A 25,992-nucleotide genomic window follows, 5' to 3' on the forward strand; every position below is an offset into this window, starting at 1 on the left:
GGAGTTTTGAGAATAAATTTCGGATTGAAGTGGTACCTCTTTAAATAAAGCTTCTTAAATTGTTATAAATATATATTTATAACAATTTAAGAAGTTAAGAATTTATTGGAAACATGCGGCTTCAGCTTACTTTTCCACATGAATTATGCCATTTTCTATAGCTACAGCAACTGCCTCTGATCTAGACTCAACCTTAAGCTTTCCGTAGATATTAGTTAAGTGTGCCTTCACCGTTCTTTCTGATATGCCCATGTCAAAAGCTATCTGCTTACTGGTACAGCCTCTTGCAACGGCTTGCAAAACAAAGAGCTCTCTTTCTGTGATTGAATTATTTATAAGATTGTCTCTTCGTTCTGGTTCATCTTTACTTCCAAAAATACTTCTGCTTATTTCTGGCTGTAGTAATATCTCCCCTCTTATACTAGATTCCACTGTTCTTATAAGCTCTTCACGGGTACTGTCTTTCAACAAATAACCTTTTGCTCCAAGTGAAAGCCCCTCTCTGATTAATTTATCATCATTGAAGGTTGTTAAGATTATTATTGGCACTGGGTTGTTTTTTTCTTTCAGAACTCTTATAGCCTCTAACCCACTTCTCTTTGGCATCTTTAGATCCATTAAAACCACATCAGGCTTTAGCTCTTCAATTAGTTCTAATGCCTTTTCCCCATTTTCAGCCTCTCCCACAACTTCATAGTTTTCTTCTGTCTCAAAGATTAACTTTAACCCTTCTCTAACAATTAGATGGTCATCTACCACCAATATCCTTCTCTTATTAGTCATCATCATCTATTCCTTTCTCAATTGGTATAATGATGTTTATACTTGTTCCTTTTCTTTTCTTACTGTTTATTTTTATCTTTCCATTTATCAATTTTACCCGCTCTGTCATCCCTAATATTCCATAATGTCCAAACATTCTATCAATTAATCTAACATCAAAGCCTACGCCATCATCTATAATGTTTATATTTATTGAATTATTATTCTCTATAACTTCAATCTCAGCATTTTCAGCCTTGGAGTGTTTTGCTATATTATTTAGAGCTTCTCTTATGATATATAAAATATGCTTTTCTGTACTTGCAGCCATACTTGAAGCAACTTCTACCTTTGAAGTTACCGAAGTATCTGATACTCCTCTAAAAATAACTATTTCATTTTTTAAGTTTTCTGAGAAGTTTATTCTTTTATTGGTAGCTGTAGCTCTCAAGTCATCGATAACAAGCCTAGAATCTGATAAAGTCTTTCTAGCATGTTCCATCGCTCTTTGAACTATTTCTTGAGCACGTTTTGCATTGTTTTTATTTAAATTAGCATTTACAGCATCTAACTGCATGATAGTACCAGCAATACCTTGAGAAAGTGTATCATGAAGATCTCTAGCTACCCTTTGTCTCTCATTAATTAAAGTCAGTTCTTCTACTTTTTCATAAGCCAAAGCCAGCTCCTGGTAAATCTTCTGACTTTCAATACGTAACTTCACCTGATTGAAAAAAATGATTGAAAATATACGCATAGCTAAAGTTATTACGATAAGCAAGGGCATTGAATGTACTAACTCATTAACACCACTAAGTATAGTGATCGTTACACTAAAAATACTGTAAAAATAGCACGCGGTAATAATAACACTTATTGCATTACTATAAACTACCATACTTTGAATGATAAAAAGAGGTATTAATCCAAGTAATATAGTTTTATAGCCTTGAGGACATATGATAGCATAGTCAAAGGTTATTACTCCGTGTATAAGAAAATAAATCCAGTACTTGTTCTTAAAAATACTATTATAAAACCAATACAATGCCATTTGAAGCATCATAACTATTGTTATTCCTATAATTTCACGGGAATTAAGCTTTCCGGAATCTGGCATAAATATTGTAGCAAGATAAAGCAAAATGATTCCTACTACTGCTGGAGATTTAGGAAAAATCTCTGAAGCAACATCTGGTGTAAATATTGATTTAAACATATTTCTCAATGTTTTCACCACCTTTTTGGCGTTATGGGGATCTGAACTCTAAAACTTATTTATAGGGTTCCTATATCGAAACTTAAGTTATACTTGTTCGATAATCGCGGCTTCTAGGGATTATCGGGCACGTATAACTTAATAGTTGAGTTAAGAATCCTACATCTATAATCTTATATCAAACATGTGCTTATAACAATTGTACCTTTGGGCAATAGCCTCTAAGCTTTACAAGTTTATTCACATAAATAATATGATTTACTGTAATCATACAATCCTTGCCTAAAGGTACATCCATTTCTGCCCTAAGGTACAATTGTGGCAGCTATAAGCTGAACTTATGATTAATATGTAATAGGTCTTAGCTTTATGAAAAATATATACAGAGAGGAGGACTATTTAATTGTCATTATTAGCATCCAAATAACTTCACACTTATAATTAATAAAGTTGCTAAAGGAAGCTTCTTTTGTAAATCTGCCTTTCATCATCTATATGATAAGAACTGGTTAGTCAACTATATTTTTCACTTAACCTAGTATTGGATGTATATTCATTTCAGTCATCATACCTAACTCAACGATTATTCTTTCCGTTATATAGATGGAAAAAGATTCACTTACAAAAACATTTCATAATCCGCTAAACACTTTCAAATAAAAAAGCAGCTAACATTTATGTAAATAGGGGGAATAAATAGTGCGAAAAATAATAAAAGGCCGTTATTTTATATTTGCTATTTGGCTAATAGCTACAATTCTCTTAGCAGCCTTTCAGCCAGACATCAATGCAATACTTAGAGTAAGAGGTCAGAAGGTCCTAAGCAGTGACAGCCATTCAGTAATTGCTGACTCTATAATAAGTAAGATGGATACTACAAAAGGCAGCAATGACATAATAGTTTTTTGCGATAAGAATAAGCTATCTGATGTTGAAATCAATCAAATCGGTGATGCTGTAAAAGCTTTGACCAGCAGTAGTGATGAGCTTGGCATAAACAGCATGATAGATCCTTTTAGTATGCCAGAAGCTAAGGAATCATTAATTTCAAAAGATGGTACAACTTTAATGGTGAGTTTTAAGCTTGATAAAAAATCAAGAGAAGTAGCTGAGATCAAAAAGCAGTTAAATAGCAAACTTACCAATGTAAAGGCTGAGTACTATCTTAGCGGTGAAGATTTTATAAACGATGATTATCAAAGATCTGCGGAATCAGGAGTTGAAAAAAGTGCATCACTAACAGTGATATTTATTTTAGCGGTACTTGTAATAATGTTCAGATCAGTGGTAACACCACTAATCTCCTTAATAGCTGTAGCCTTTTCTTATTTATGCTCCATGGGAATCGCTGCACAGCTAATAGATAAAGCTAATTTTCCAGTAACAAGTCTTACGCAGATGCTTCTTATTCTAATACTCTTTGGTATAGGAACTGACTACAACATTCTTCTTTTCAATAGATTTAAGGAAGAGTTATCTCACGGCTATTCTATAGATGATGCTATAGTAAATACCTACAAAACCGCAGGTAAAACAATTGCCTTCAGTATACTTACTGTATTCATAGCCTTCCTAAGTTTAATATTTTCAGAGTCACCAACCTATCAATCAGGTGTTGTTGTAGTTATCGGCGTATCCATATTGCTACTTGAAATATTAACCTTAACTCCTTTTATGATGAAGCTTTTAGGAAATAAGCTTTTTTGGCCCTCAAAGAAAATTACTGGTCATGGTGAAAATAAGTTTTGGGGTAAAACCTCAACTTTTGCAACCAAGCACCCTATAGTATCACTATTAGTTGTTCTTTTGATGATATTACCAACAGTTTACTTCCATCAACAAAAGCTTAACTTTGATACTGTAGGAGAACTGGGAGATTCACAGCCTTCTTCAAAAGGCTTTAACTTGATAGCAACCCACTTTGGTAAAGGCCAGGCAATGCCTGTTACAGTTGCAATTGAAACTGATAAAGCTTTAGATAACAATGAAGACTTTGGAGTAATTGATAACTTAACTGAAAGAATTAAGAGTATTAAAGGAGTAAGTAAAGTTTCTTCTATCACTCAGCCTGAAGGAAAACCTGTAGACGGCTTTTACATCAGCGGTCAAATGCCTTCTGTTACTGATGGAATGTCTAAAACTAAGGATGGTGTTGACCAGATTAATGATGGTCTAAAACTAGCCTCTGACAAACTTACTTCTGCTGACTTCTCAAAGGTCAATGAAATGGTTGACGGAACTGCAAAGCTTCAAGCTGGTGTTGTTGCTCTTGGAAATGGATTGACTCAAATTCAAAATGGCTTAAACAGCGGTTCAAATGGTTCTCAAAGCATAAGCAGCGGTCTAGAAACCATACAGACTAATCTCTCAAAGATGAGTGGTGGACTAGCACAACTATCTGATAACTTTAAAAAGATGCAATCGGGCTATAAAGAGATGGGCACCCACTACCAAGGAGCGGCACAGGCTCTTCTAGGAGTAAAAAGTGCTTTAGCTCAAATGCAAACTATGGTATCAGCTTTAGGTAATAACTACGCAAATTCTAACACTGATCCTAACTATATAGGTATAAAGAAAACCATAGAACAATTGTCAGCATCCCTAAGTCAAATTACTCCTGAAGGAATTCAGACATTAAATGCTAACTACAATGCCGCAACAGATGGTTTTGGCACAGCAAATAATGCCCTTTCACAAATGAGCACTGGCTTAGCTCAAATGTCTGACGGCTTGAAACAGCTTCAAGGCGGTCTTGGAAAAGCTTCCTCTGGAATAGCTACAATAGTTACAAATATGAACACTGTAGCTGATGGCCTCGGAAAGATGAAAGTAGGTCAGCAGCAGCTAGTAGAAGACCTTAATGGCTTTAGTACCTTTGGACAAAAACTTTCTGATATTAATGGAGGCTTAAGTCAAATCTCCGATGGATTAGGTAAAACCAATGACTTCTTGGTACAGCTTAATACAAATAAAACCTTCTATATACCTAAGGAAGCTTTAACAAACACTGATTTCAAAAAAGCCTTAGATATGTTCATATCTAAAGATAAGAAGATTACTAAACTGACAGTTGTGTTAGATGCTGATCCATACTTAGAAAAAGCATGTAATATGGTTGAACAAATAAACGCAACCACTTTAGCCACCCTTAAGGCTTCAGTACTTTCTGATGCCAAAGCTGGGGTATCTGGTCCGAGTTCTACAACTAATGATATGAATAATGTTTTAAGCAGAGACCTTAATAAGACAACAGTTGTAGTAATTATAGGAGTATTTCTTGTACTACTTCTTGTAATTAGATCCTTCTGGGAACCAGCTGTAATAACAGCATCACTTTTAGGTGCATACTATGCAGCAATGTATATACTAAACTTTATATTTATAAATATAAGAGGTCTAGAAGGTATTTCCTCCTTTGTTCCTTTCTTCTCCTTTATAATAATAGTAGCCTTAGGAGTTGACTACAGTATATTCATAATGATGCGTTTTAAAGAATATCCTAATATGTCTCGTAAAGAAGCAATAGTATTAGCTTCTAAGCATATTGGAGGTGTGGTAATGTCTGCAGTTATAATACTTGGAGGAACCTTTGCTACACTTATGCCTTCTGGCTTAGTTCTTTTAGCTGAACTGGCAGTAGCTGTCATCGCAGGACTTGTAGTACTTTGCTTTATACTACTTCCTATATTCCTGCCAGCGATGGTTGCACTTCCAAGTGCTTTAAAAAATATATTCACAAAAAATAAATCAGCTCTAGATAAAGATAAAAGAGTGGCTTAGTTATTAAATACTGAGGACATATTACTTTATTAATTAACTGTTTAGGCTCTGTTAAGGTATTGTGTTGAAATTAAGTGGTCAGTCATCCTATGTCAGCTCCCTCTTAACCACTTAATTTCAACAATATCATTAAATATAGCCAAAATTAAATATTGCGTCGAAGAAATACTATCGGAATTTTGAATAGCCATAAATAACATAGAATTATTTACTCTTAAATGATATAATCACAAGTAATTTCATTAAACTGAAAGACGTAACAAATTATATTAAATGGAGAGTTAATTATGAACAAAGACATAAGAATGAATTACATATCTTTAGCTATGACTGTTTTTTTCACTTTTATTATGGGGCTTATATACTTTTTGCTCAGAAGATCAATGATTTTTCCATTAAAAGTAGGTTATACAGTTCTTGCATTAGTTTCTTTTATATTAATCGTATTTAATATTATTATGATAATGAGAAAGTCAACTATAAAATATTAGGCAACCTTAAGGTTGCCTAATATTTTTGTATATAATCAACATTTTTTAAAAATAAACTTAGTATCGAAGTAGTTCCTCTCTATATAAATTTGAATCTACTAATCAGAAATCAGCTCTCTTTTTGTACAACAATTATATCTATAGTAACACAAATCAATGCTATATATAAAAACAAATCAATTTATTGTCAAACATATGCATACCCTTATATACAATTAACAGTAATATAAATATAAAGCAACCACTGTAACTTAATTTAAAGAAATACGTTTACAATATATGTTGTTTGTATTAAAATATTATATATACTGTTATTTTACCATTTTTGTTATAAACTAACATACACGCTTCTTTTTCGCCGCAATTTAGAAGTAGAAATTTCAGCATATAAACTTCAAATATCCAATCATTAGGTTTAATAATCTTCCCAACACTCATAAAAACAATTATCTGCATTACAAATTAGCACTCTTTACTCCACAAGTCACTCTTTCATAAATAGTAATAATAATGGTATTAATCTACTTTAATTGGAGGTGATATATTAAATTCAAATTATATGGTAATGCTTTTGATACCAAGAGCAGATTAGGGGAATAAATCGCAAAAATTTATTGATATTTAATAAGAAAGAGGATGATTATGAAATGTTAAACCACTCTAAACTTTTTTTATTAACAATGTCTTTAATATTTAGCTTTTCAATGAGTACAGCTGCAAACAATATAAACCTAGAAAAAAAACTTCAAGACACAGCTAAACCTTTATTAAATTCTGATAATACTAAAAATACCTCTATAAATAACAAACTACTTTCCGAAAAATCTATTTTAGCTAATTCCACAACTACTACCAGTGCAATTGCTAAAGTTCCTGGCTACTCCAATCCCCTTATTAGTCATAAGTTTGGAGCGGATCCATGTGCTATGGTCTATAACGGCAGGGTTTATGTTTATATGACAAGTGATCAATTTGAATACGATTCCAATGGAAATGTAGTTGATAATACCTATAATAAAATACAGAAAATAACCATTATTTCATCTAATGATATGGTTAACTGGACTGATCACGGTGAAGTTCAAGTAGCTGGTTCTAACGGCTCTGCAAAATGGGCAAATCACTCTTGGGCGCCTACAGCAGCCTGTAAAAAAATAAATGGTAAAGATAAGTTCTTCCTTTATTTTGCTAATGACGCTTCAAGTATAGGGGTGCTTACCTCAGACTCTCCAATAGGTCCATGGACTGATCCAATTGGTAAGCCTATTATTACTAATAGCACTCCTGGAGTTAATGGAGTTGTATGGCTTTTTGATCCTGCAGTATTTGTTGATGATGATGGATCAGCATATCTATATTTTGGTGGAGGAATCCCTGGGGGAAATGCACCTACTCAAAGTCAAATTGCAAATCCAAAATCAAGTAGAGTTATAAAGTTAAGCAGTGATATGATTCATACTGATGGAAGTGCCTCTTTAATAGATGCTCCTTTCATGTTTGAAGATTCAGGTATACACAAATACAATGGTAAATACTACTACTCTTACTGTTCAAATTTCTCTGGCACCCACCCAGCTGGCTCTCCTGCACAAGGAGAGATTGCTTACATGGTTAGTAACAACCCTATGGGGCCATTTACTTATCAAGGTTCTATTCTAAAAAATCCTGGAAGCTTTTTTGGTGTTGGTGGTAACAACCATCATTCAATTTTTCAATTCAATAATCAATGGTATATAACCTATCATGCACAAACTCTAGGAAAAGCTATGGGGATTACTAAAGGATATCGTTCACCTCATATTAACAAACTTCAATATTCCAGTGATGGAAAAATCCAGAATGTCAATGCTGATATGATTGGAGTTCCTCAAACTACTAATCTTAACCCATATATACGCAATGAAGCAGAGACTATCGGATGGAATGGAGGTATCTCAACAGAAATATGCCATGCCTCAGGGGGAATTAATCTAGATGTTACAAACATAAATAATGGTGACTGGATAGCAGTATCAAAGGCTGATTTTGGACAAGTTCCTGCTAAGACCTTTAAAGCTAACATCGCATCTTCTGTTGGTGGAAAGATAGAAATACATTTAGATACTGTAGATGGTGCTGTAGTTGGTACTCTAAATGTAGGCTCTACAGGTGGCCCACAACAATGGAAAGAAATGCAGTGCACAGTATCCAATATCACTGGAGTTCACAATGTTTTCTTTAAATTTGTAGGTAACGGCACAAATAATTTATTCAATATTGATTATTGGCAATTTCTAAAATAAATAAAATCGATCAGTGTACAAGCTAGTACACTGGATATGTAAAGGAGTGTTTATTATGTTAAAAACAAAAATTATAAAATTTTGTACTATAGCTCTTTCCTTAACTCTACTAGTGTCATTGTCAACATCAAAAAATACAAATGCAGCTATGTCCCATAGTAAATTCTTAGGCAATATAATATCAAACAATATTCCTTCTAACTTCGACACTTATTGGAATCAAGTAACTCCAGAAAATGCCACAAAGTGGGGTTCTGTTGAAGCAAATCGTGGTAATATGAATTGGAGCGGTGCAGATCTTGCTTATAATTACGCTAAAAGTAAGAACTTTCAATTTAAGTTTCACACTCTAGTTTGGGGCTCTCAGGAACCAGACTGGATTTCAAAACTCTCAGCTGCTGACCAAAAAGCTGAAGTATCTGAGTGGATTCAAGCAGCTGGTAAAAGATATTCAGGAGCGGCCTTTGTTGATGTAGTAAATGAACCACTTCATACTAAACCCTCTTACAGAAATGCAATAGGTGGAGATGGTGCTACAGGATGGGATTGGATTGTATGGTCCTTTGAACAGGCTAGGAAAGCCTTTCCAAATTCTAAACTACTTCTAAATGAGTATGGTATAATAGGTGACCCTAATGCTGCTAATAACTACGTGAAAATTGCAAATATCCTTAAATCTAAAGGGCTTATAGATGGAATCGGCATACAATGTCACCAATTTAATATGGACAACGTTTCTGTAGCCACAATGAAGACAGTTTTAAACACCTTGTCCTCAACAGGCTTACCTATATATGTATCAGAGCTTGATATTAGTGGAGATGATTCAACTCAACTTGCAAGATACCAACAAAAGTTCCCAGTACTATGGGAGAACCCTAATGTTAAAGGGATTACCTTATGGGGATATATACAAAACCAAACTTGGAAACCTGACACCTATTTAATTACTTCATCAGGTGCAGAAAGACCTGCACTTAAATGGTTAAAGAGCTATCTTTCCACTCATTAATAATGTGAAGAAGCTTAACCATTAATTAGGCTTTAGCAAATACTTTTGCTTAATGCATCAAAATATTGCCATAACCAGTACTAGCCAAACTTACGTTATGGCGGCTAATCAACAGATTTGTAACTTATAAACTTGTAAAAATATTTATGAAAGCCATGGATTGATAAACCTAATAGTTTTCAATCCATGGCTTATTAAAAGAATTTACTATAGGGAACCTTTATGAAAACTTAATTTATACTTGTTATAAAATCCCGGATTCTGGGGACTTTATGGCATGTAGAAATTAATAGTTGAAGTTAGATACCTTATATTATCAAGCAAACTCTTATTCTAATCCCATTTATCGGAGCTTTTAACTACCTATCCACACTCTTTCTCCTTCCCATAAAGGCTAAAAGCTGCTCAAAATATGGATAGCCTTCCATATCTCCCTGCACAAGTGTTGCCATAGCCCCTACTCCATTACCTAGTTGTCCACACTCTTCTAAACTTAGGTTTCTTAGTATTCCAGATAAAAATCCTGCCGCAAAGCCATCACCAGCTCCAACAGTATCTACGGGATTCTTAATCTCATAGCCTTTTACATAAGTTCCACCAGAACTATTAGCAACATAGCAGCCTTTTTCACTAAGCTTCACAGCTACTAGCTTACAGCCTAGGTCAAGGAACTTATTGGCTATTTCTTTTTCATCACTAGTTCCTAGAAGCATCTCTCCTTCTGAAATACCTGGTAAAACTATATCCGAACTTCTTGCAATATCTAATAATATAGGTTTAGCTTCTTCTATATCCCATAACTTCAATCTGATATTGGGGTCAAAAGAAATGGTTATACTATTCTCTCTTGCTATCCTCAAAACTTCAAATACAACCTTCCTTAAGCTATCAGACAGTGCTGGAGTTATGCCAGTGATATGAATTATTTTAGCTTGTTTAATATATTCTAAATCTAATTCTTCTGCTGTTAATGTAGTTGCTGCTGAGTCTTGTCTATAATAATAAACATTAGGATTTTCTCCACCAAATCTTTCCTTGAAAAGAATAGCGCTGCTTTTTTCATTAGTAAATTTTGTTCTAGAGGTATCTACCCCCTCTGATCTTATTGCATTTCTAATATACTTACCAAACTCATCTTCTCCTAATTTTGAGAACCAAGCTGCTTCATGTCCAAGTCTTGAAAGTGCTATAGCTACATTAGATTCTGCTCCAGCTATAGATTTATTAAAGCTATTAACATATCTTAGTGGTCCATTTGACTGTGGATTAAAAAGCACCATAGTCTCTCCAAAGGTTAATACGTCCATGTTATATTTCCACCTACTCTTAGTTCAGTTTTTTAATTATATATTTTTATTCTAGTGAAGTTGCTGAAGCTTAGTACCTTACAAAAATCAGCGTACTAAGCCACATCCTTATCTATATATGTACCACTTGACATTAAAATCTGTTTTTTCAAATTCTACTCTCAGAATCTAGAAGAGTTTTGAAAATAGATTTAGTATTTAAGTAGTGCATCTTTATTTCTTAGGAATAACATTTAGCTCATCGTTGATTACGCCTAAAAGTTCCTTTGGTATTCTAAACATAGATCTCTTAGACATACCTTCTATTGAAATAAGTCCCATCATTACTTTAAATCTAGGCTCTTCAGCAGTTTCTCCAAAGAATTTTTTAAATACTGCCTTTGCCTGCTCATCTTCATAAAGCTTCTCTACCGAATCGTATATTGAATAATAGCCATCCTTAACAACTATCTCTTTAACTTCAGACAAATCAAACTTCTCAAACCAGTTAGTTACATGCTTCTTTTCTTCTTGCTTTGGAAGTATATAGCTTTCATCTATTTTATCAACTCTGTTTAACATCATCTCGTCTGTGTAAATAGTATTTTCCCCATCACAGCCTTCAATTCTAATACAATTTTCTCCTAGGGACAGTGCTACATTCTTAAATGATTTCATTGGTTCGCTATTACTTGTTTCATCAACAAGCTTATCATTTACATATAGCTTAATATTAGACAGATTAGAAAGCACTACAATATGGTTTAGTTCCTTATGTCTATTAACAAATCTGCTGCCAGCTAGCTTTACAAAAGGTTCCTTCGACCAGTAAGCCTTACATAGATAAAAGGCGTCCTTTTTTACTTTTCTGTCCATTGTTACTAGTCCCTTTTGGTTTCTTCCTTTTTCTCCGCCTTCATTTCTAATCTCACTACCGAAATCAAACATAGCCCATATATATCCACCTAGAACAAAATCTCTCTCTTTAAAGGTTCTAAGCGCATTATCCTGGAATAGCAATTGGTATTCTTCAGTATAGTCTTTTACTGTTGGTTCGTAGGAATGAAGTCTTGGGTTAGTATCTACCCCATATTCAGTAACCATAACCGGTGTTTTAGGTCTTACAGCATGGAAATCATCTAACCTAATTCCTAGATCTTTAATCTCCTTATAGTACCAACCATAATAAAGGTTATATCCAACAAAATCTGTTAACCCATTTAATGGACTGTCATTAGCCACGGTATGAATGTTGGCCTGAGCTATGAATCTTGTTGAATCCAAACTCTTAGCAGTAGAAACTAGCTCTCCCACCATCTTATAGGTATTTTCATTTTCTACTGCTATGGTTATTTCATTTTGAACTCCCCAGCAGTAAATTGAGGTGTGATTATAGGCCTGCTTTATTAAACATTCAAGCTGCTCTTTAGCATTTCTGTTTTCTTTATCAATAGTAGTTGGTATACTGATAAAAGGAATCTCTGCCCATACTAACATTCCCTCACGGTCACAAAGAGTATAGAAATAATCATCGTGCTGATAGTGAGAAAGTCTAATGCTGTTAGCACCTACCTCCTTTATGATTGCCATATCCAAATCCATATGTTCTTTGGTTAAGGCATTACCAATCTTAGCAAAGTCTTGATGTCTGCTAACTCCATTTAGCTTAATAGGTTTTCCGTTTAAAAATACGCCTTTATCTGGTGTTATCTCTACAGTTCTAAAACCAACCTCAATTGTTTTCTTATCACAAAGCATATCTTCTGAGTATATTTCAGCCTCTAATCTATAAAGATAAGGACTTTCTATCCCTTGCCAAAGCTCAGGATTATTGATTTTTTCAACCAAATTGAATTTAAACTCCTTTTGAATATCAGCTTCAATGGTTTTATCAAATACTATATTATCCTCTTTATCTAAAATTCTAAAATTTAACTTACCAGTCTTTGTTTCCATTAACTCGTTTACTACTGTCCCTCTTATTTCAAGTTCAAAGATTCCATCTACTACATTTCTTTGAGTTAAATATATTCCGTCTCTTCCATTGTCCATAAGATCAAAGTGAAGTGCCTCTGAGACAATTAATTTCACCTCACGATATACTCCACCATAAAAGGAGAAATCAGCCATTAGCGGGTACACATCTTTATGACTGCTGTTATCTACAATTATTGATATTAAGTTTTCTCCTGCTTTCAAAAAAGGAGTCAAAAACACTCTATACATTGAGAATCCACATCTGCTGCCGCCAGCTAACTTACCATTAACATAAACCTTAGAGATCAAAGAAGCTGCACCTATTTCTAAGAAAATATACTTATCTAACTCTTCAGTACTAATATCAAGCTTTCTTTGATAAAAACATTGACCTTTAAACATTCCCTCCCCACTTTGTCCATCAATTGCGTTAAAGCAGTGAGGTAAGGTAACTAGTTCAGCTTTCTCTATTTCTTTTTCTATATAAACTTCGTTATTTTCTTTTGTAAAGCTCCATTTATCATTTAAAGCTATTATCCTCATTTATATTCACCTACTTTTATAATCTAATTTACAGATTAGCTCTGTCACTTAGTTCAAAATACAAACTGCACTAAGTTTATTTTTCATTTATAAATTACAAAACTATAATTTATAAATAAATTAAAAACTATCTTTTATCTCTACTGATTTAGGCTATATTCAGTACTCTACTTCAAGAGTATTTTAATTTAAGGCTATGTTTAATAATATTGTTGAAATTAAGTGGTCATGAAGGATATGCTATATGCCAGTACTTTAACAAAGCCTAATTTAAAAGATAAGTTCACCTCATATATAGGTGAACTTAATTCTATATTACTTTACTACTTCTACTTCCGCTTGTTGTTCTAAAGCATAAGCTTCTCTATCTGCTTTTCTAAAGAACGGATACCAAACTGCCATTTCTAGAATTACAAGTACAACTTGAAGCACAGCTATCCTCCAGCTTCCTTCCATAAGTCCACTAAAGATTATTGGCATACCACTCATTGGAGCCATTCCAGCTACTCTTGGAACTATACCTATAACAGTTAGTCCATAAGCAATAATTAGATTGATGGCATTCATGAATATAAATGGTACAGCAAATCTTACATTGAATACTAGTGGCGTACCAAAAACCAATGGTTCGCTTATACCGAAAAGTGATGGTAGTGTTGATAATTTACCTAAGGTTTTGTATTGTTTACTCTTTGCGAATAATAACATAAGTAAAGCAAATCCTATTGCACTGGCACTGACAGTATAAGTACTAACAAATGCACGTCCTGTTATATTTGGAAGTGCTTGACCTGCTGAATAAGCAGTTAACTGTGCTGCATCCATTGCAGTAAATATCGGAAGAACCACTGAGTAAATAACCAAAGTTCCATGAATACCAAAGAACCATAGCACTTGAGCAAATGTCCATAAAAGTATAACTGATACTATATTTCCACCAACACCTTGAAGTGGAGTTTGAATAAAAGCATATATAAATGCATGCATAGTCTTATATGGAGTTGCTGCAAAAACACCGGATATAATTAAGAATAGTATTGCAACAGCAAAACCTGGTATTAAACTACTGAAACTGCTGGATACTACTGGTGGAACACTAGCTGGCATCTTAATAGTCCAACCTTTTTGTTTGATATAAATATATAATCTTGTGGCTACCAAACTTATAATAATTGCTGAAAATATACCTTTTGCTCCTAGCCAATCCATAGGTATAGAGGTAATTGTGGCATTATTCACTTTAGCTACAGAAAGTGGCGTCACTACAAAGAAGCACACTGCTGCAAGTAAGGATGGTAAAATTGGATCCTCTTTATACTGCTTTGCATAACTACCTGCAATAGTAATTAAAAACACCACTGCTAAGAAGTTAGTTGTAAATTGAATAGATGTATTTAAAACTGCTGCTATTCCAGAGCTAGCGATAAAGCTTTTGTATGCAGGTATTTGTAGATTTAAAAATAGTGAAGCAAATGCACCTAAAAGTGTTACTGGCATTGCCACCATCATTCCTCCAGTGATTCCATTTGCCAACTTACTTTTTTGAACTTTATTTAATATTGGTGCAATTTTTTTATTAATAGCCTTTGAATCAAGCTTAGCCATTATTAATCCCCCTTTAGAATTTAGCCTTTATTAACTTTTTCTATAAAATTAACCTAATAATTTAAGTGCATCATTTAATACGTTTTCACCATTTAAAGTACCGTAGTCCATCATATCTATTACTGCAACCTTAATTCCCTTTGGCTCGTATTTTTCTCTTATGTCATCTTCTAGATAAGATATTTGAGGTCCTAAAAGCAAAACTTCTGTTGGCTCTTCATACTCTTCGAATTTTGACTCTGACATAGCTATTATCTTCGCTTCAATTCCCTTTTTCTTTGCACTTTCTTGCATCTTACCCATTAGAATACTTGTTGACATTCCTGCTGCACAAACCAATGTAATATATTTCATAATTATTTCCTCCTAAAATTCATATTATTTTTTTGAATATATTTTTAAACAAGCTTGTTTTGTTAACTACTAAATGTTTACTTTCTAAATTCTTCATACATAGAAATCATTTCTTGTGCTAGATCAAGTACAGTGATTGCATTCATCAAGTGATCTTGAGCATGTATCATAAGCAAACTTATTTCAACCTTATCTCCTGCTGATTCACCTTGTATTAATCTAGTTTGGAAGTTGTGAGCTTTGTTTAAGGCTTCGTTTGCTTCCTTTATTTTATCCTTTGCAGCCTGCAATTCACCTTTTTTAGCTAGCTTTATAGCATGCATTGCTTTACTTCTTGCATCACCACCATTTACTATAAGTTCCATAACTATTTGTTCTTTATCTACTGTTTCCATTGCTTCACCTTCTAATCAACATTTTTTATTTGTCTTACGCTTATATATAAAGCAAGACCCGTGCCAAAGCAGAAATTATATAAATTTCTTTAACTAAAACCCTTCACTCCTCTATTTATAAGCTTTTCAAAGCAAAATAAAAAAGCTTTCAAAAAGTATTGATGTGCTTTACTTTTCGAAAACTTTTCAAAGCACATTAATAATGTGCTTTATTTTGCTTTATTTTTCATAGTAAATAGATTCATGAGATAACATATCTCATCCTCAGAAATAACAATTGTATATTTAGTATTAAGCAATGCACATTCACTTTTAATCAATCTATACAATTCTAAGTTTTCTCTTATATAGCTTTCTTTATTTCTATAAGTTTCAATAACTTCATTGCCACTTAATCTATCCACCATAACTGCCATATGAAGAGTTATTCCTATCAATGCATTTGAGGTAAGCTTTATATTCATTGCCTTTGTCACATTCTTACAGAATCTTTTTATATCCTTAACTATTGATTTTCCATCGATATTTCTTAATTGATGTTCTAAGGTTTCCTCCATCTTTATATAAACTTTTTCTCTATCTATTAAATCTTGTATATTTTCAGAGGCTTCTCCTTCTATAACATCATCTAGCTTAAACTGTATATAATCAGATTCTAGATCAAAGGGGCTAACTATACATAATATCTCATATTTGTTTGCTAGCTTTTCTAATCTATCATATATATTCTCTTTTCCTATAAAGTTCACCGGAACTATATCAAGCAGACTACTATCAAACTTAAGAGTTCTTTCTAATATTCCCTTCATAGCTTTTGCACCACCTTCTCCCGTAGTACAAATTGTTACTATAGCAAGCTTCTTCTCCTCGCTGCCTTCTGGTATATAATCTAATGAACTATTATCGTATAGATTATTGACCTCTAAGGTTTCTCTATATATATCATCTAAAGAATAACCAAGCATTGCTTTTCTAGTAGCCTCAATGCAATGTAGGGTACTTACCAAAGGAATAGTTCTTGTCTTTATTTTAAATTCTTTTTCTATCTCTCTTCCAAAGGTTGCAAGTGATCCCATATCTACTAAGAACAATATCTCTTTATCTATATTATTCTGCTTAATGTATTCTTTAATCTTTTCCAGAGTTATCTGAGGTTTCTCGTCTATTGGTGCATTTATTCCTCTAGAATAATTAGCTCCTAGTAGCCCATTCACTGCATCAGCCATAGAGGTAGCTGTGGTTTCTCCATGTGCTATAATAATAATCTTAACGTTATTATAAGATTTCTTAAGCGCCTCATTATGATAGGTTAGAAACATTGTTATAAATCCAGCCTCATCCACAGGTATCTCAACATCTAGAGATTGCTCTAGTATTTTTAGGACATCTATGGCTACATTAAACTCTTTACTATATTGTTTTCTAATATTATTAAGCTCTAGGTTTTCTATCTTCTTATTTCTTCTTATTCTATCCACAGCATTATTTATGTGAACTGCTAGTCCATAATATATTTGCTTATCTAACTTTCTTTTTAGTTCCTCTTCACAGAAATTAATTACTTTTTCAACAACCTTAATTATATGAGGCTCTACTATTGTTTCCAAGTTAGCTGTATCTACCTTGTAATTGAATTTATTAATATACTTTTTAAAATAATCTTCTATGTTATTTTCAATTTCTTTCTCGAATTCTGTACCTCTTATACCCTTTGCTTTAAGATCCCTCGTTTTCATCTCAAGCATCTCATAGATGTTCTCATCATAACTATTCTCTTCGAAGATCATCTTTTCTTCGTCTTTATCAAAAATACAATATCGCTTATTTATGTCAACCAGCTTATTCCATAACTGTCTGTGCTCTATTTCCTTATATAATCCTTCTCTTATATAGCTTGGCAAATCCAAACTGCTTATGCTGATTTCATCTTTTCTATTGGATAAAAAATCAGCATAGGCTCTAGCACAAGCAAGCTGTATGTCTGACTTAAGCTGCCCCACATTGCTTTTACATTCATAAAATAAAAATGCCTTTATTGAGTTTATTGATACCTTTATACTCTTCCCAAGCCTTCCTGACTCCTCTAACATAAACTGCTTTATAAGATTAAATCGCTCTTCTATTCCTCTATTTCTTAAGGCTGGTATAGTTATTACCATTGGAATTCTTCTTGTAAAGGTCTGAAGTAACGTTGTATCAGGATTTTCAGTGGTAGCGGCTATAATAAGTACCTTTGCACTTCTTTCACTTTCTGTTTCACCAAGTCTTCTGTACAAGCCTCTGTCCATAAAAGTGAAAAACATCTCTTGCCCTTCTGCTGGCAATCTATGTACTTCATCTAGAAACAATATTCCACCATCTGCTTTTTCTAATAGCCCAGCTTTGTCAAAATCCGCTCCAGTATACGCTCCCTTTTTCACCCCAAAAAGCTGTCCTAATAAAAGCTGAGGATTGTTAGCATAATCTGCACAGTTAAAGGTTATAAATGGACTTTCCTTAGGCCTTACCCCCATCTCTGTGGCGTATTTATATATCAAGCCAGCAAAGGTTGACTTACCTACTCCAGTTTCTCCAAGAAGCAATATATTCATTCCATTAGGAGGATAAAGTATAGCAGCCTTAGCCTGTTCTAAAGCCGTATAAAGACTAGGGTTAACTTCTGAAAAATTATTAATTACTGAGGTATTATTCTCAATCTTCTCTTCATCCACTGCTATAAATAAGGTTGGTTTTCCTTTTATCTTAACTGCCTTTCCTGCGCTAGCTAGTATATTCAAGTCATTGCTTACATTGCCTCTCATAAGTCCCAATTCCTCGGCAAGCTCTGAAGCAGATACTCCATTAGGCTTTGAAACCTTTATCTCTTTAAGCTTACTGAGAATCAAATCAATTCTTTTCATTAATCAATTCACCTCACTGTTCCCTTTACTTTTGTTAATGATATACCAATTCCACCCAACAGGACATTATTCTATCCTTTAATACAACTATAATTTACTTTACCATTGCCTCATAATACTGTTTTGGTGTAATACCATACTCATTTTTAAAGGCTCTAAAGAAATTAGAATAATCTCCAAACCCACATTGTTTGTATACATCAATTATAGGAATCTCCTTGAGAATCAACTCCTTAGCCTCTATGAGTTTTTTCTGAACTATATATCTATGAATTGTGGTTCCTGTATATTTTTTAAACTCTCTAGACAAATGGAACTTACTTAAGTAAAACTGTTCTGCTATTTCATCAACAGTTATATCATCCTCTATATGATTATTTATGTACTCTATTATTCCATCTATAAGATTACTTTTCTTTATATCTACACCTAACTCTGTATCTTCCTTAAAGGTAAGATTATTTATATGCACCATAAGTTCTGTGATATAAGCCTTATAAAGAAGTTCATAACCAAAACCCTTATAGTTTTCAAGATCTACTAACTTATTAAGTATGAATCTTATATTTTTTTGTTGCTCAAAATCTACACTTAGTACATTTTTTTTATTTATTCCTTCAAAACAAAGAGAAAGATCTATTTCCTCATTTGAAAGACTTTTTAAAAAGCCTCTATTTATCCAAAGAACGATCCTTTCATAGTATGCTTCTTCAGAATTTATCACCGCTTGGTGGAGTTCCTTGGAATTAATTAAGACCAAATTGCCAGCTTCTAATTTATAGGCTTTACCTTCAATTAAATAAGTAACATCTCCTGCTATAAAGAAATAGATTTCATAAAAATCATGGTGGTGTATATTTATATTTCTTATGTCGCTATTCAAATAATGATATATCTCATAATCACTAGATAGCATATACTGACGAGTTTGATACTCATGAGTTCTTTTCTTCACTATCCCCCACCTCCTAACTTCTAGCACTTCAAATTACATATATTATCTTTTATCTATATTAACTTACTGTAACTACTGTTTTATTAAAATTAAGTAGTCCTTAAAGAGCTGCTATATGCCCGAGCTATTTTAGCCTAAAGCATCAGACCTCTGTCCACTTAACTTCAATAAACAATTTAAAAATAATATTATTTTACCTGAGCAATTTTTGCAAGTTATATAGCAATAATAACATATTTAATATCAGCCATAAAGCTTATAATTAAGGCAAGTTAGATGTATTTGTTTTCAACGGCATTCTAATTATGTTTATAATGTCAGATAAAGGTATAAAAACGAGGTGATTACTTGTTAGATAACAATTTTATGTTAAAAGGAAAAACAGCAAAATTACTTTATGATAACATTGCAAAAAATGCTCCAATATATGACTATCACTGCCACCTATCAGCAAAAGAAATATATGAGGATAAAGTATTTAGTAATATCTCTAAGATTTTTCTTGAATTCGATCACTATAAGTGGAGAGCCCTGAGATATGCTGGAGTACCTGAAGCCTATATAACTGGCGATGCAAGTGATTTTGATAAATTTAAAATGTGGGCAAGAACTTGTGAAAGATTAATTGGAAGTCCACTATACCACTGGACTAACATGGAGCTAAAAAACTTCTTTGGCTTAAGTGAAATGCTAAAGGAGAGCAATGCTGAAAAGATATATGAATACTGCAATAATAAGATATCAGAAGAAGCTTTGTCTCCTGTAAAGTTTATTAATAACTCTAAGGTAAAACTAATCTGCACAACAGATGATCCTATTGATAACTTAGAGTATCATAAACTACTAAGTAAGAAACAACTAGAATTCAAGGCGCTTCCAACCTTTAGACCAGATAAGGCTCTTAATATATCAAAGGATGATTACTTAGATTATTTAAAGACCTTATCCAATAGCTGTTCTGTAGAAATTTATAACTATCAAACTTTAATAACTGCACTGAAGAAACGTATAGAATATTTTGCTCAGGTTGGCTGCAAGCTTTCTGATCACTCTCTTGAAAGCTTAAACTATTATGATACTGATGAAACTGAAGTATCAGCAATATTTAGAAAAAGGTTATTTGAGAATAACCTATCCTTTGAAGAGATTGAAAAATTCAAATGTTTCACACTTAAAATGCTAGCTGCGGAATATGATAAAAACAAATGGGTAATGCAGCTTCACATAGGTGCAATGAGAAACAATAATGAGCTAATGTTCAAAAAGCTTGGCGCTGATGCTGGTTTTGATATCATGAACGATTTTAATATAGCGCCTCACCTATCGAAATTAATAGCTTCAATGGATAGAGAAGCTGCTCTACCTAAAACAATAATATACACTTTAAACTCAAAGGATAACCTTGTGCTTTCATCACTTCCTCACTGCTTTGGACAAGATGGTATCCAAGGAAAAGTTCAATTTGGAGCTGCTTGGTGGTTTAATGATCACAAAGAAGGAATTTATGAACACTTAAAGGTTCTTTCAAGTCAAGGTACCTTAGCCTACTTTGTTGGTATGCTTACAGATTCAAGAAGCTTTTTATCCTATGCAAGACATGATTACTTTAGAAGAATTTTGTGTAGTTATATAGGCTCTCTAGTAGATGATGAAGAGTTCGAAGATGATGCTGAGATCTTAAAAGAAATTATTGAAGGAATATGCTTTAAAAATATAAAAAATTATTTAGAATTGGAGGATTAATATTATGAAATTATCATTTAGATGGTATGGGGCTGACGATGCTGTTACGCTTCAATATATTAGACAAATCCCAAGTATGTACAGTATTGTAACTGCTGTTTACGATGTTCCTGTAGGAGAAAAATGGAGCATGGAAAGTATTCTTAAGTTAAAAGCTGATGTAGAAGCTGCTAACTTAAAGTTCGATGTGATAGAGAGTGTCCCAGTACATGAGGATATAAAACTTGGACTTCCATCAAGAGATAGATATATAGAAAACTATAAAGAAAATATAAGAAGCCTTGCAAAAGCAGGAGTTAAGGTAATATGTTATAACTTCATGCCAGTATTTGACTGGACAAGAACTCAGCTTGATAAGGTATTAGAGGATGGTTCAACTGCACTTGTTTACTATAAGGAGCAATTAGAAAAAATGGACCCACTTACTGGTGAACTATCACTTCCTGGTTGGGATTCCAGCTACACTAAGTATCAACTAGCTGACTTATTTGATAAGTACTCAAAGGTTGATGAGGAAGCGTTATGGAGCAACTTAGAATACTTCTTAAAGCAAATCATCCCTGTGGCAGAGCAATGTGATATAAAGATGGCTATTCATCCAGATGATCCTCCTTACAATATTTTTGGTCTTCCAAGAATTATAACTAATGAAAAAAATCTTGATAGATTCTTAAAACTTGTAGATAGCAAATATAATGGTCTTACTTTCTGTACAGGTTCTCTTGGATCAGCAAGCTTTAATGATATCGTAAAAATGGTAGATAAATATTCTAGCCAAGGACGTATTCACTTCATGCATGTTAGAAATGTAAAACTTCTTGAAGATGGAAGCTTTGAAGAAAGTGCTCACTACTCCCCTTGCGGCTCTTTAGATATAGTTGAAATAATGAAAGTACTTCATAAGAATAATTTTGACGGATACCTTCGTCCTGACCATGGAAGAATGATCTGGGGTGAAACAGGTAGACCTGGCTATGGCTTATATGACCGTGCATTAGGTGCTATGTATATCAGTGGTATATGGGAAGCTCTTGAAAAAACAAGTAAAGGAGATAAATAAGATGAAATTACCTTTTAATATAGATTTAAAAGACAAAGTTGTAGTAATAACAGGAGGAGCTGGAGTACTTGGAAGTTCCTGGACTGATGCCCTTGCTGAATGTGGTGCAAAGGTTGCAATACTTGATTTAAGTCTAGAAAATGCTGAAAAGAAGGCTGCTGAAGTTGTTGCAAATGGTAAAATGGCTATTGGTGTTGAAGCCAATGTGCTTAATAAAGCTAGTCTTAAAAAGGCTCATGAAGTAGTATCAGATAAGTTCGGTCCTTGTGACATACTTATAAATGGTGCTGGTGGAAACAATCCAAAGGGTACAACTACTAAGGAATATTTATATGAAGAAGACTTAAAAGAAGGCAATGAAGACCTTATAACCTTCTTCGATCTTGATGAAAATGGAGTAAGATTTGTATTTGATTTAAACTTCCTTGGAACACTGCTTCCAACTCAAGAATTCGCAAAAGATATGATAGGAAGAAAGGGCTGCAGCATTATAAATATTTCATCAATGAATGCCTTTACTCCACTTACAAAAATCCCTGCATATTCAGGTGCAAAAGCTGCTATATCAAACTTTACTCAGTGGCTTGCAGTTCACTTCTCAAAGGTTGGAATAAGAGTAAATGCTATAGCACCAGGCTTCTTCGTAACTAAGCAAAATGAAGCATTACTTAAGAATGCTGATGGAAGCTATACTGAACGTTCACATAAGATACTAAACAGCACTCCAATGGGAAGGTTTGGAGAAGCTGAAGAGCTTATCGGTGCACTTCTATTCTTAATAAATGAAGATGCTTCAAGCTTTGTTAATGGTATAGTAATCCCAATAGATGGCGGCTTCTCCGCTTACTCAGGGGTATAATATTACCAACAATTATGTTTAGGCACTGTGTTGAAATTTAGGTGTCGCTCCTCCGATGTTTTGATGAACTTCGCAAAGAATTAATATGATTTCCTCATATTCCATGGCTAAAACTGTAAACTCACTACGTTCGAACAGTACAGTTTTTAACGCCATTACATCTGAGAAAACCATTTAACTCTAATAGCTTGTTCATATAACATCTACCCTAGCAACACCTAAATTTCAACTATGCTCTAAAACAAAATCTAATACTAAAAACTCTAGAGGTGTAAAATGCAAAGATTAGAAACTATAAAGAAGTTAAGTGAATATGGACTTGTAGCTGTTATAAGAGCTAACTCAAAAGAAGAAGGTATAAAGATCGTTGAGGCTGTAAAAAAAGGTGGAATTAAGGCTTTGGAAATAACCATGACGGTTCCAGGTGCTTTAGATATAATAAAAGAACTGTCTGAGATTTATAAAGATGATAAGGACATACTTATAGGAGCTGGAACTGTGCTTGATCCTGAGACTGCAAGAGCTTGTATTTTAGCAGGAGCAAAGTACATAGTAAGCCCTAGTTTAAATCCTGAAACTGTGAAGCTTTGCAATAGATATAGAATTGCCATAATGACTGGTATAATGACAGTTAAAGAAGCTGTAGAAGCTCTTGAACTTGGAGTTGAGATCATAAAAGTGTTTCCTGGCAATGCCTTTGGGCCATCCATAATAAGCTCCTTCAAAGGACCTATACCGCAAGGTAACTTCATGCCAACCGGCGGAGTAAATCTTGACAATGTAAAGGACTGGATTAAAGCTGGTGCCATTGCAGTTGGTACAGGCAGTGACTTGACTAAAGGTGCTAGCACCGGCAATTATGAGTTAGTTACAGAAACTGCTGCTAAGTTTGTTGATGCAGTTAGAGTAGCTAGAGATATTTTAGTTTCAAATAAAATATAACTTATCAGATTATTTACAAAATAAAAAAAATTCACTAAAGTTATCTTCTTTAGTGAATTTTTGTGTATATGCCTTTCCGTATGTCATAACCCAAAGAAGGGGCTGTTGCAAAACTAACATAGTTAGTTTGGTAGCAGCCAATTTTTTTGCCGAAATAAAAAAATGTGAATTCCGAAGAACTCACATTAATTGTATAATTAAATTATGCTACTAACTAAATCATACAATAAAAATTATACCGAGTTTAATGATGATTTTCAACTTGTATTACCATTAAACTTAGAAAACTTGATACCTGAAGATGATTCAGTCCGCTTGCTAAGCCATGTATTGGAGGGATTAAATTATAGAAAGTTGTATAAGGCGTACTCTTCCTTCGGAAGAAAACCGGCAGTGGAACCAAAAATCATGTTCAAAATAATATCTTATGCTTATTCTCAAAATATATATTCAAGCAGAAAAATAGAGAAATCATGTAAAAGAGATATAAATTTCAGGTGGCTATTAAAAGGATGCAAAGCACCTGATCATACTACAATTAGTAGATTTCGTAAAGAGTATCTATCAGACGAAGTGATTGAAGATTTATTTTATCAGCAAGTTAATTATTTAGCTAATCATAATGAAATATTATTTGAAAATGTATTTATTGATGGTACTAAGATCGAAGCGAATGCCAATAGATATACTTTTGTTTGGAAGAAAGCTATTTACAAGAATGAAGAGAAAATGTTTGATAAAATTCTTACTCTTGTTAAAAATATCAACCTTGAGGAACTGAAAGAATTTAGTATCGAAAAAGAAACATTGATAGTTGATATTGATAAAATACTTCAATGGCTTTTACATGAAAAAGAGAATAGAAACATAGAATTTGTTTACGGGATAGGTAAAAGAAAAACTAAAATTCAGAAATGGACAGAACAACTATCGGAATATAAAGAGAGACAAGAAAAATATAATTTCAGCAAAACTATATTTTCAAATAGAAATAGTTATTCTAAAACTGATCCAGACGCAACTTTCATGCAAATGAAAGACGATCATATGAGAAATGGACAATTAAAACCGGCATATAATGTACAAATCGGAGTCGAAAGTGAATACGTAACCGGCGTCGGAATATTTGATGATAGAAATGACATATCAACATTAATACCTATGCTTAATAATATGGAAGAGAAAACTGGTCATAAATATCATAATGTAATTGCAGATTCTGGTTATGAAAGCGAAGAGAATTATTTGTTTTAGAATCCAATAATCAGATTCCATACATAAAGCCTCAAACTTATGAGAAATGGAAAAAAAGAAGTTTTAAAAATGATATAAGCAAGAGAGAAAATATGAAATATGATGCCGAATCAGATTTTTATGTCTGCAATAACAATAGAAAGTTACTCCCTACTTCGATTACTCATAGAAGATCCGCCAGTGGATACAAATCAGAAGTTACTATTTATGAGTGTGAAAGCTGTGAAAACTGCGTTCATAAATCGAAGTGCACGAAAGCAAAAGGAAATAGAAAGATGCAAGTGTCAAAAACTTTTGTTGAAAAGCGTGAAGTATCTTATAGAAATATTACAACTGAATTTGGAACTAAATTAAGAATGAATAGATCTATTCAGGTCGAAGGAGCATTTGGCGTTCTTAAAAGTGATTATGAATTCAATAGATTTTTAACACGTGGAAAAATTAGTGTTAAAACTGAATTTATTTTACTTTGTATTGGCTATAACATTAATAAATTACATTCAAAAATACAAAATGGAAGAACTCAAAAACATCTTCATGAACTAAAACCTACTGCCTAATTATGGAACCTGG

At 33.3% G+C, this 25,992-nt stretch carries 18 protein-coding genes and 1 pseudogene; 9 read left to right on the forward strand and 10 right to left on the reverse strand.

What is annotated here, in order from left to right; genetic code table 11:
• Positions 1 to 126: 126 nt before the first annotated feature.
• Both C1I91_RS23530 and C1I91_RS23535 read right to left on the reverse strand, forming a co-directional pair.
• Positions 127 to 783: a response regulator transcription factor gene (locus C1I91_RS23530; protein ID WP_238475873.1), complete on the reverse strand. Its 657-nt coding sequence runs from the start codon at positions 781 to 783 to the stop codon at positions 127 to 129.
• On the reverse strand, positions 776 to 1,981 hold the full coding sequence (locus tag C1I91_RS23535) for a sensor histidine kinase (RefSeq protein ID WP_205694353.1): 1,206 nt from the start codon (positions 1,979 to 1,981) through the stop codon (positions 776 to 778). The genes C1I91_RS23530 and C1I91_RS23535 overlap by 8 nt, the downstream gene beginning before the upstream one ends.
• Positions 1,982 to 2,680: 699 nt before the next feature.
• Between C1I91_RS23535 and C1I91_RS23540 the strand changes: the two genes are divergently transcribed.
• The 4 genes from C1I91_RS23540 (at position 2,681) to C1I91_RS23555 (ending at position 9,546) form a co-directional block, all read left to right on the forward strand.
• Complete coding sequence (locus C1I91_RS23540; protein WP_128215095.1) at positions 2,681 to 5,761, forward strand: MMPL family transporter; 3,081 nt, start codon at positions 2,681 to 2,683, stop codon at positions 5,759 to 5,761.
• Positions 5,762 to 6,048: 287 nt separating this feature from the next.
• Complete coding sequence (locus C1I91_RS23545) at positions 6,049 to 6,252, forward strand: hypothetical protein (protein ID WP_128215096.1); 204 nt, start codon at positions 6,049 to 6,051, stop codon at positions 6,250 to 6,252.
• A gap of 680 nt (positions 6,253 to 6,932) precedes the next feature.
• Positions 6,933 to 8,534 (forward strand): glycoside hydrolase family 43 protein, encoded by a 1,602-nt coding sequence (locus tag C1I91_RS23550; RefSeq protein ID WP_238475874.1) that lies wholly within the window; start codon positions 6,933 to 6,935, stop codon positions 8,532 to 8,534.
• A 55-nt stretch (positions 8,535 to 8,589) separates the two neighbouring features.
• A complete protein-coding gene (locus C1I91_RS23555) occupies positions 8,590 to 9,546 on the forward strand; it encodes an endo-1,4-beta-xylanase (protein ID WP_128215097.1) in 957 nt (318 codons plus the stop codon).
• A 359-nt stretch (positions 9,547 to 9,905) separates the two neighbouring features.
• Here C1I91_RS23555 and C1I91_RS23560 read toward each other — a convergent pair whose 3' ends face one another.
• The 7 genes from C1I91_RS23560 to C1I91_RS23590 all read right to left on the reverse strand — a co-directional run bounded on the left by C1I91_RS23560 (position 9,906) and on the right by C1I91_RS23590 (position 19,561).
• Complete coding sequence (locus tag C1I91_RS23560; protein WP_128215098.1) at positions 9,906 to 10,853, reverse strand: sugar kinase; 948 nt, start codon at positions 10,851 to 10,853, stop codon at positions 9,906 to 9,908.
• Positions 10,854 to 11,066: 213 nt separating this feature from the next.
• On the reverse strand, positions 11,067 to 13,352 hold the full coding sequence (locus C1I91_RS23565) for a glycoside hydrolase family 2 protein (protein WP_128215099.1): 2,286 nt from the start codon (positions 13,350 to 13,352) through the stop codon (positions 11,067 to 11,069).
• A 315-nt stretch (positions 13,353 to 13,667) separates the two neighbouring features.
• On the reverse strand, positions 13,668 to 14,957 hold the full coding sequence (locus C1I91_RS23570; protein WP_128215100.1) for a PTS sugar transporter subunit IIC: 1,290 nt from the start codon (positions 14,955 to 14,957) through the stop codon (positions 13,668 to 13,670).
• 48 nt (positions 14,958 to 15,005) lie between these two features.
• Positions 15,006 to 15,311 (reverse strand): PTS sugar transporter subunit IIB, encoded by a 306-nt coding sequence (locus C1I91_RS23575; RefSeq protein WP_128215101.1) that lies wholly within the window; start codon positions 15,309 to 15,311, stop codon positions 15,006 to 15,008.
• Between the two features lie 77 nt (positions 15,312 to 15,388).
• A complete protein-coding gene (locus C1I91_RS23580; protein WP_128215102.1) occupies positions 15,389 to 15,706 on the reverse strand; it encodes a PTS sugar transporter subunit IIA in 318 nt (105 codons plus the stop codon).
• A gap of 209 nt (positions 15,707 to 15,915) precedes the next feature.
• Entirely contained in the window at positions 15,916 to 18,606 is a 2,691-nt protein-coding gene (locus C1I91_RS23585) for a sigma-54-dependent transcriptional regulator (RefSeq protein ID WP_128215103.1), read from the reverse strand.
• A gap of 94 nt (positions 18,607 to 18,700) precedes the next feature.
• Positions 18,701 to 19,561 (reverse strand): AraC family transcriptional regulator, encoded by an 861-nt coding sequence (locus C1I91_RS23590; protein ID WP_128215104.1) that lies wholly within the window; start codon positions 19,559 to 19,561, stop codon positions 18,701 to 18,703.
• 348 nt (positions 19,562 to 19,909) lie between these two features.
• Between C1I91_RS23590 and uxaC the strand changes: the two genes are divergently transcribed.
• Genes uxaC through C1I91_RS23605 form a run of 3 tightly spaced genes read left to right on the forward strand, consistent with a single transcriptional unit; the run spans position 19,910 to position 23,223 of the window.
• Positions 19,910 to 21,304, forward strand: a complete 1,395-nt coding sequence (gene uxaC, locus C1I91_RS23595) for a glucuronate isomerase (RefSeq protein WP_128215105.1) — start codon at positions 19,910 to 19,912, stop codon at positions 21,302 to 21,304.
• A 4-nt stretch (positions 21,305 to 21,308) separates the two neighbouring features.
• Positions 21,309 to 22,364, forward strand: a complete 1,056-nt coding sequence (gene uxuA, locus C1I91_RS23600) for a mannonate dehydratase (RefSeq protein WP_128215106.1) — start codon at positions 21,309 to 21,311, stop codon at positions 22,362 to 22,364.
• Between the two features lies 1 nt (position 22,365).
• On the forward strand, positions 22,366 to 23,223 hold the full coding sequence (locus tag C1I91_RS23605) for an SDR family oxidoreductase (protein ID WP_128215107.1): 858 nt from the start codon (positions 22,366 to 22,368) through the stop codon (positions 23,221 to 23,223).
• Between the two features lie 18 nt (positions 23,224 to 23,241).
• On the opposite strand, the gene C1I91_RS28400 is transcribed toward C1I91_RS23605, so the two are convergent.
• Entirely contained in the window at positions 23,242 to 23,397 is a 156-nt protein-coding gene (locus C1I91_RS28400; protein WP_164880636.1) for a hypothetical protein, read from the reverse strand.
• A 102-nt stretch (positions 23,398 to 23,499) separates the two neighbouring features.
• On the opposite strand from C1I91_RS28400, the gene C1I91_RS23610 reads away from it, so the two are divergent.
• Positions 23,500 to 24,165: a bifunctional 4-hydroxy-2-oxoglutarate aldolase/2-dehydro-3-deoxy-phosphogluconate aldolase gene (locus C1I91_RS23610; RefSeq protein WP_128215108.1), complete on the forward strand. Its 666-nt coding sequence runs from the start codon at positions 23,500 to 23,502 to the stop codon at positions 24,163 to 24,165.
• Between the two features lie 204 nt (positions 24,166 to 24,369).
• Positions 24,370 to 25,979: pseudogene (locus tag C1I91_RS23615) on the forward strand (IS1182 family transposase).
• Positions 25,980 to 25,992 lie beyond the last annotated feature (13 nt).

Origin of the sequence: Clostridium manihotivorum (assembly GCF_004015185.1) — a bacterium.
Lineage (GTDB): Bacteria > Bacillota > Clostridia > Clostridiales > Clostridiaceae > Clostridium_AR > Clostridium_AR manihotivorum.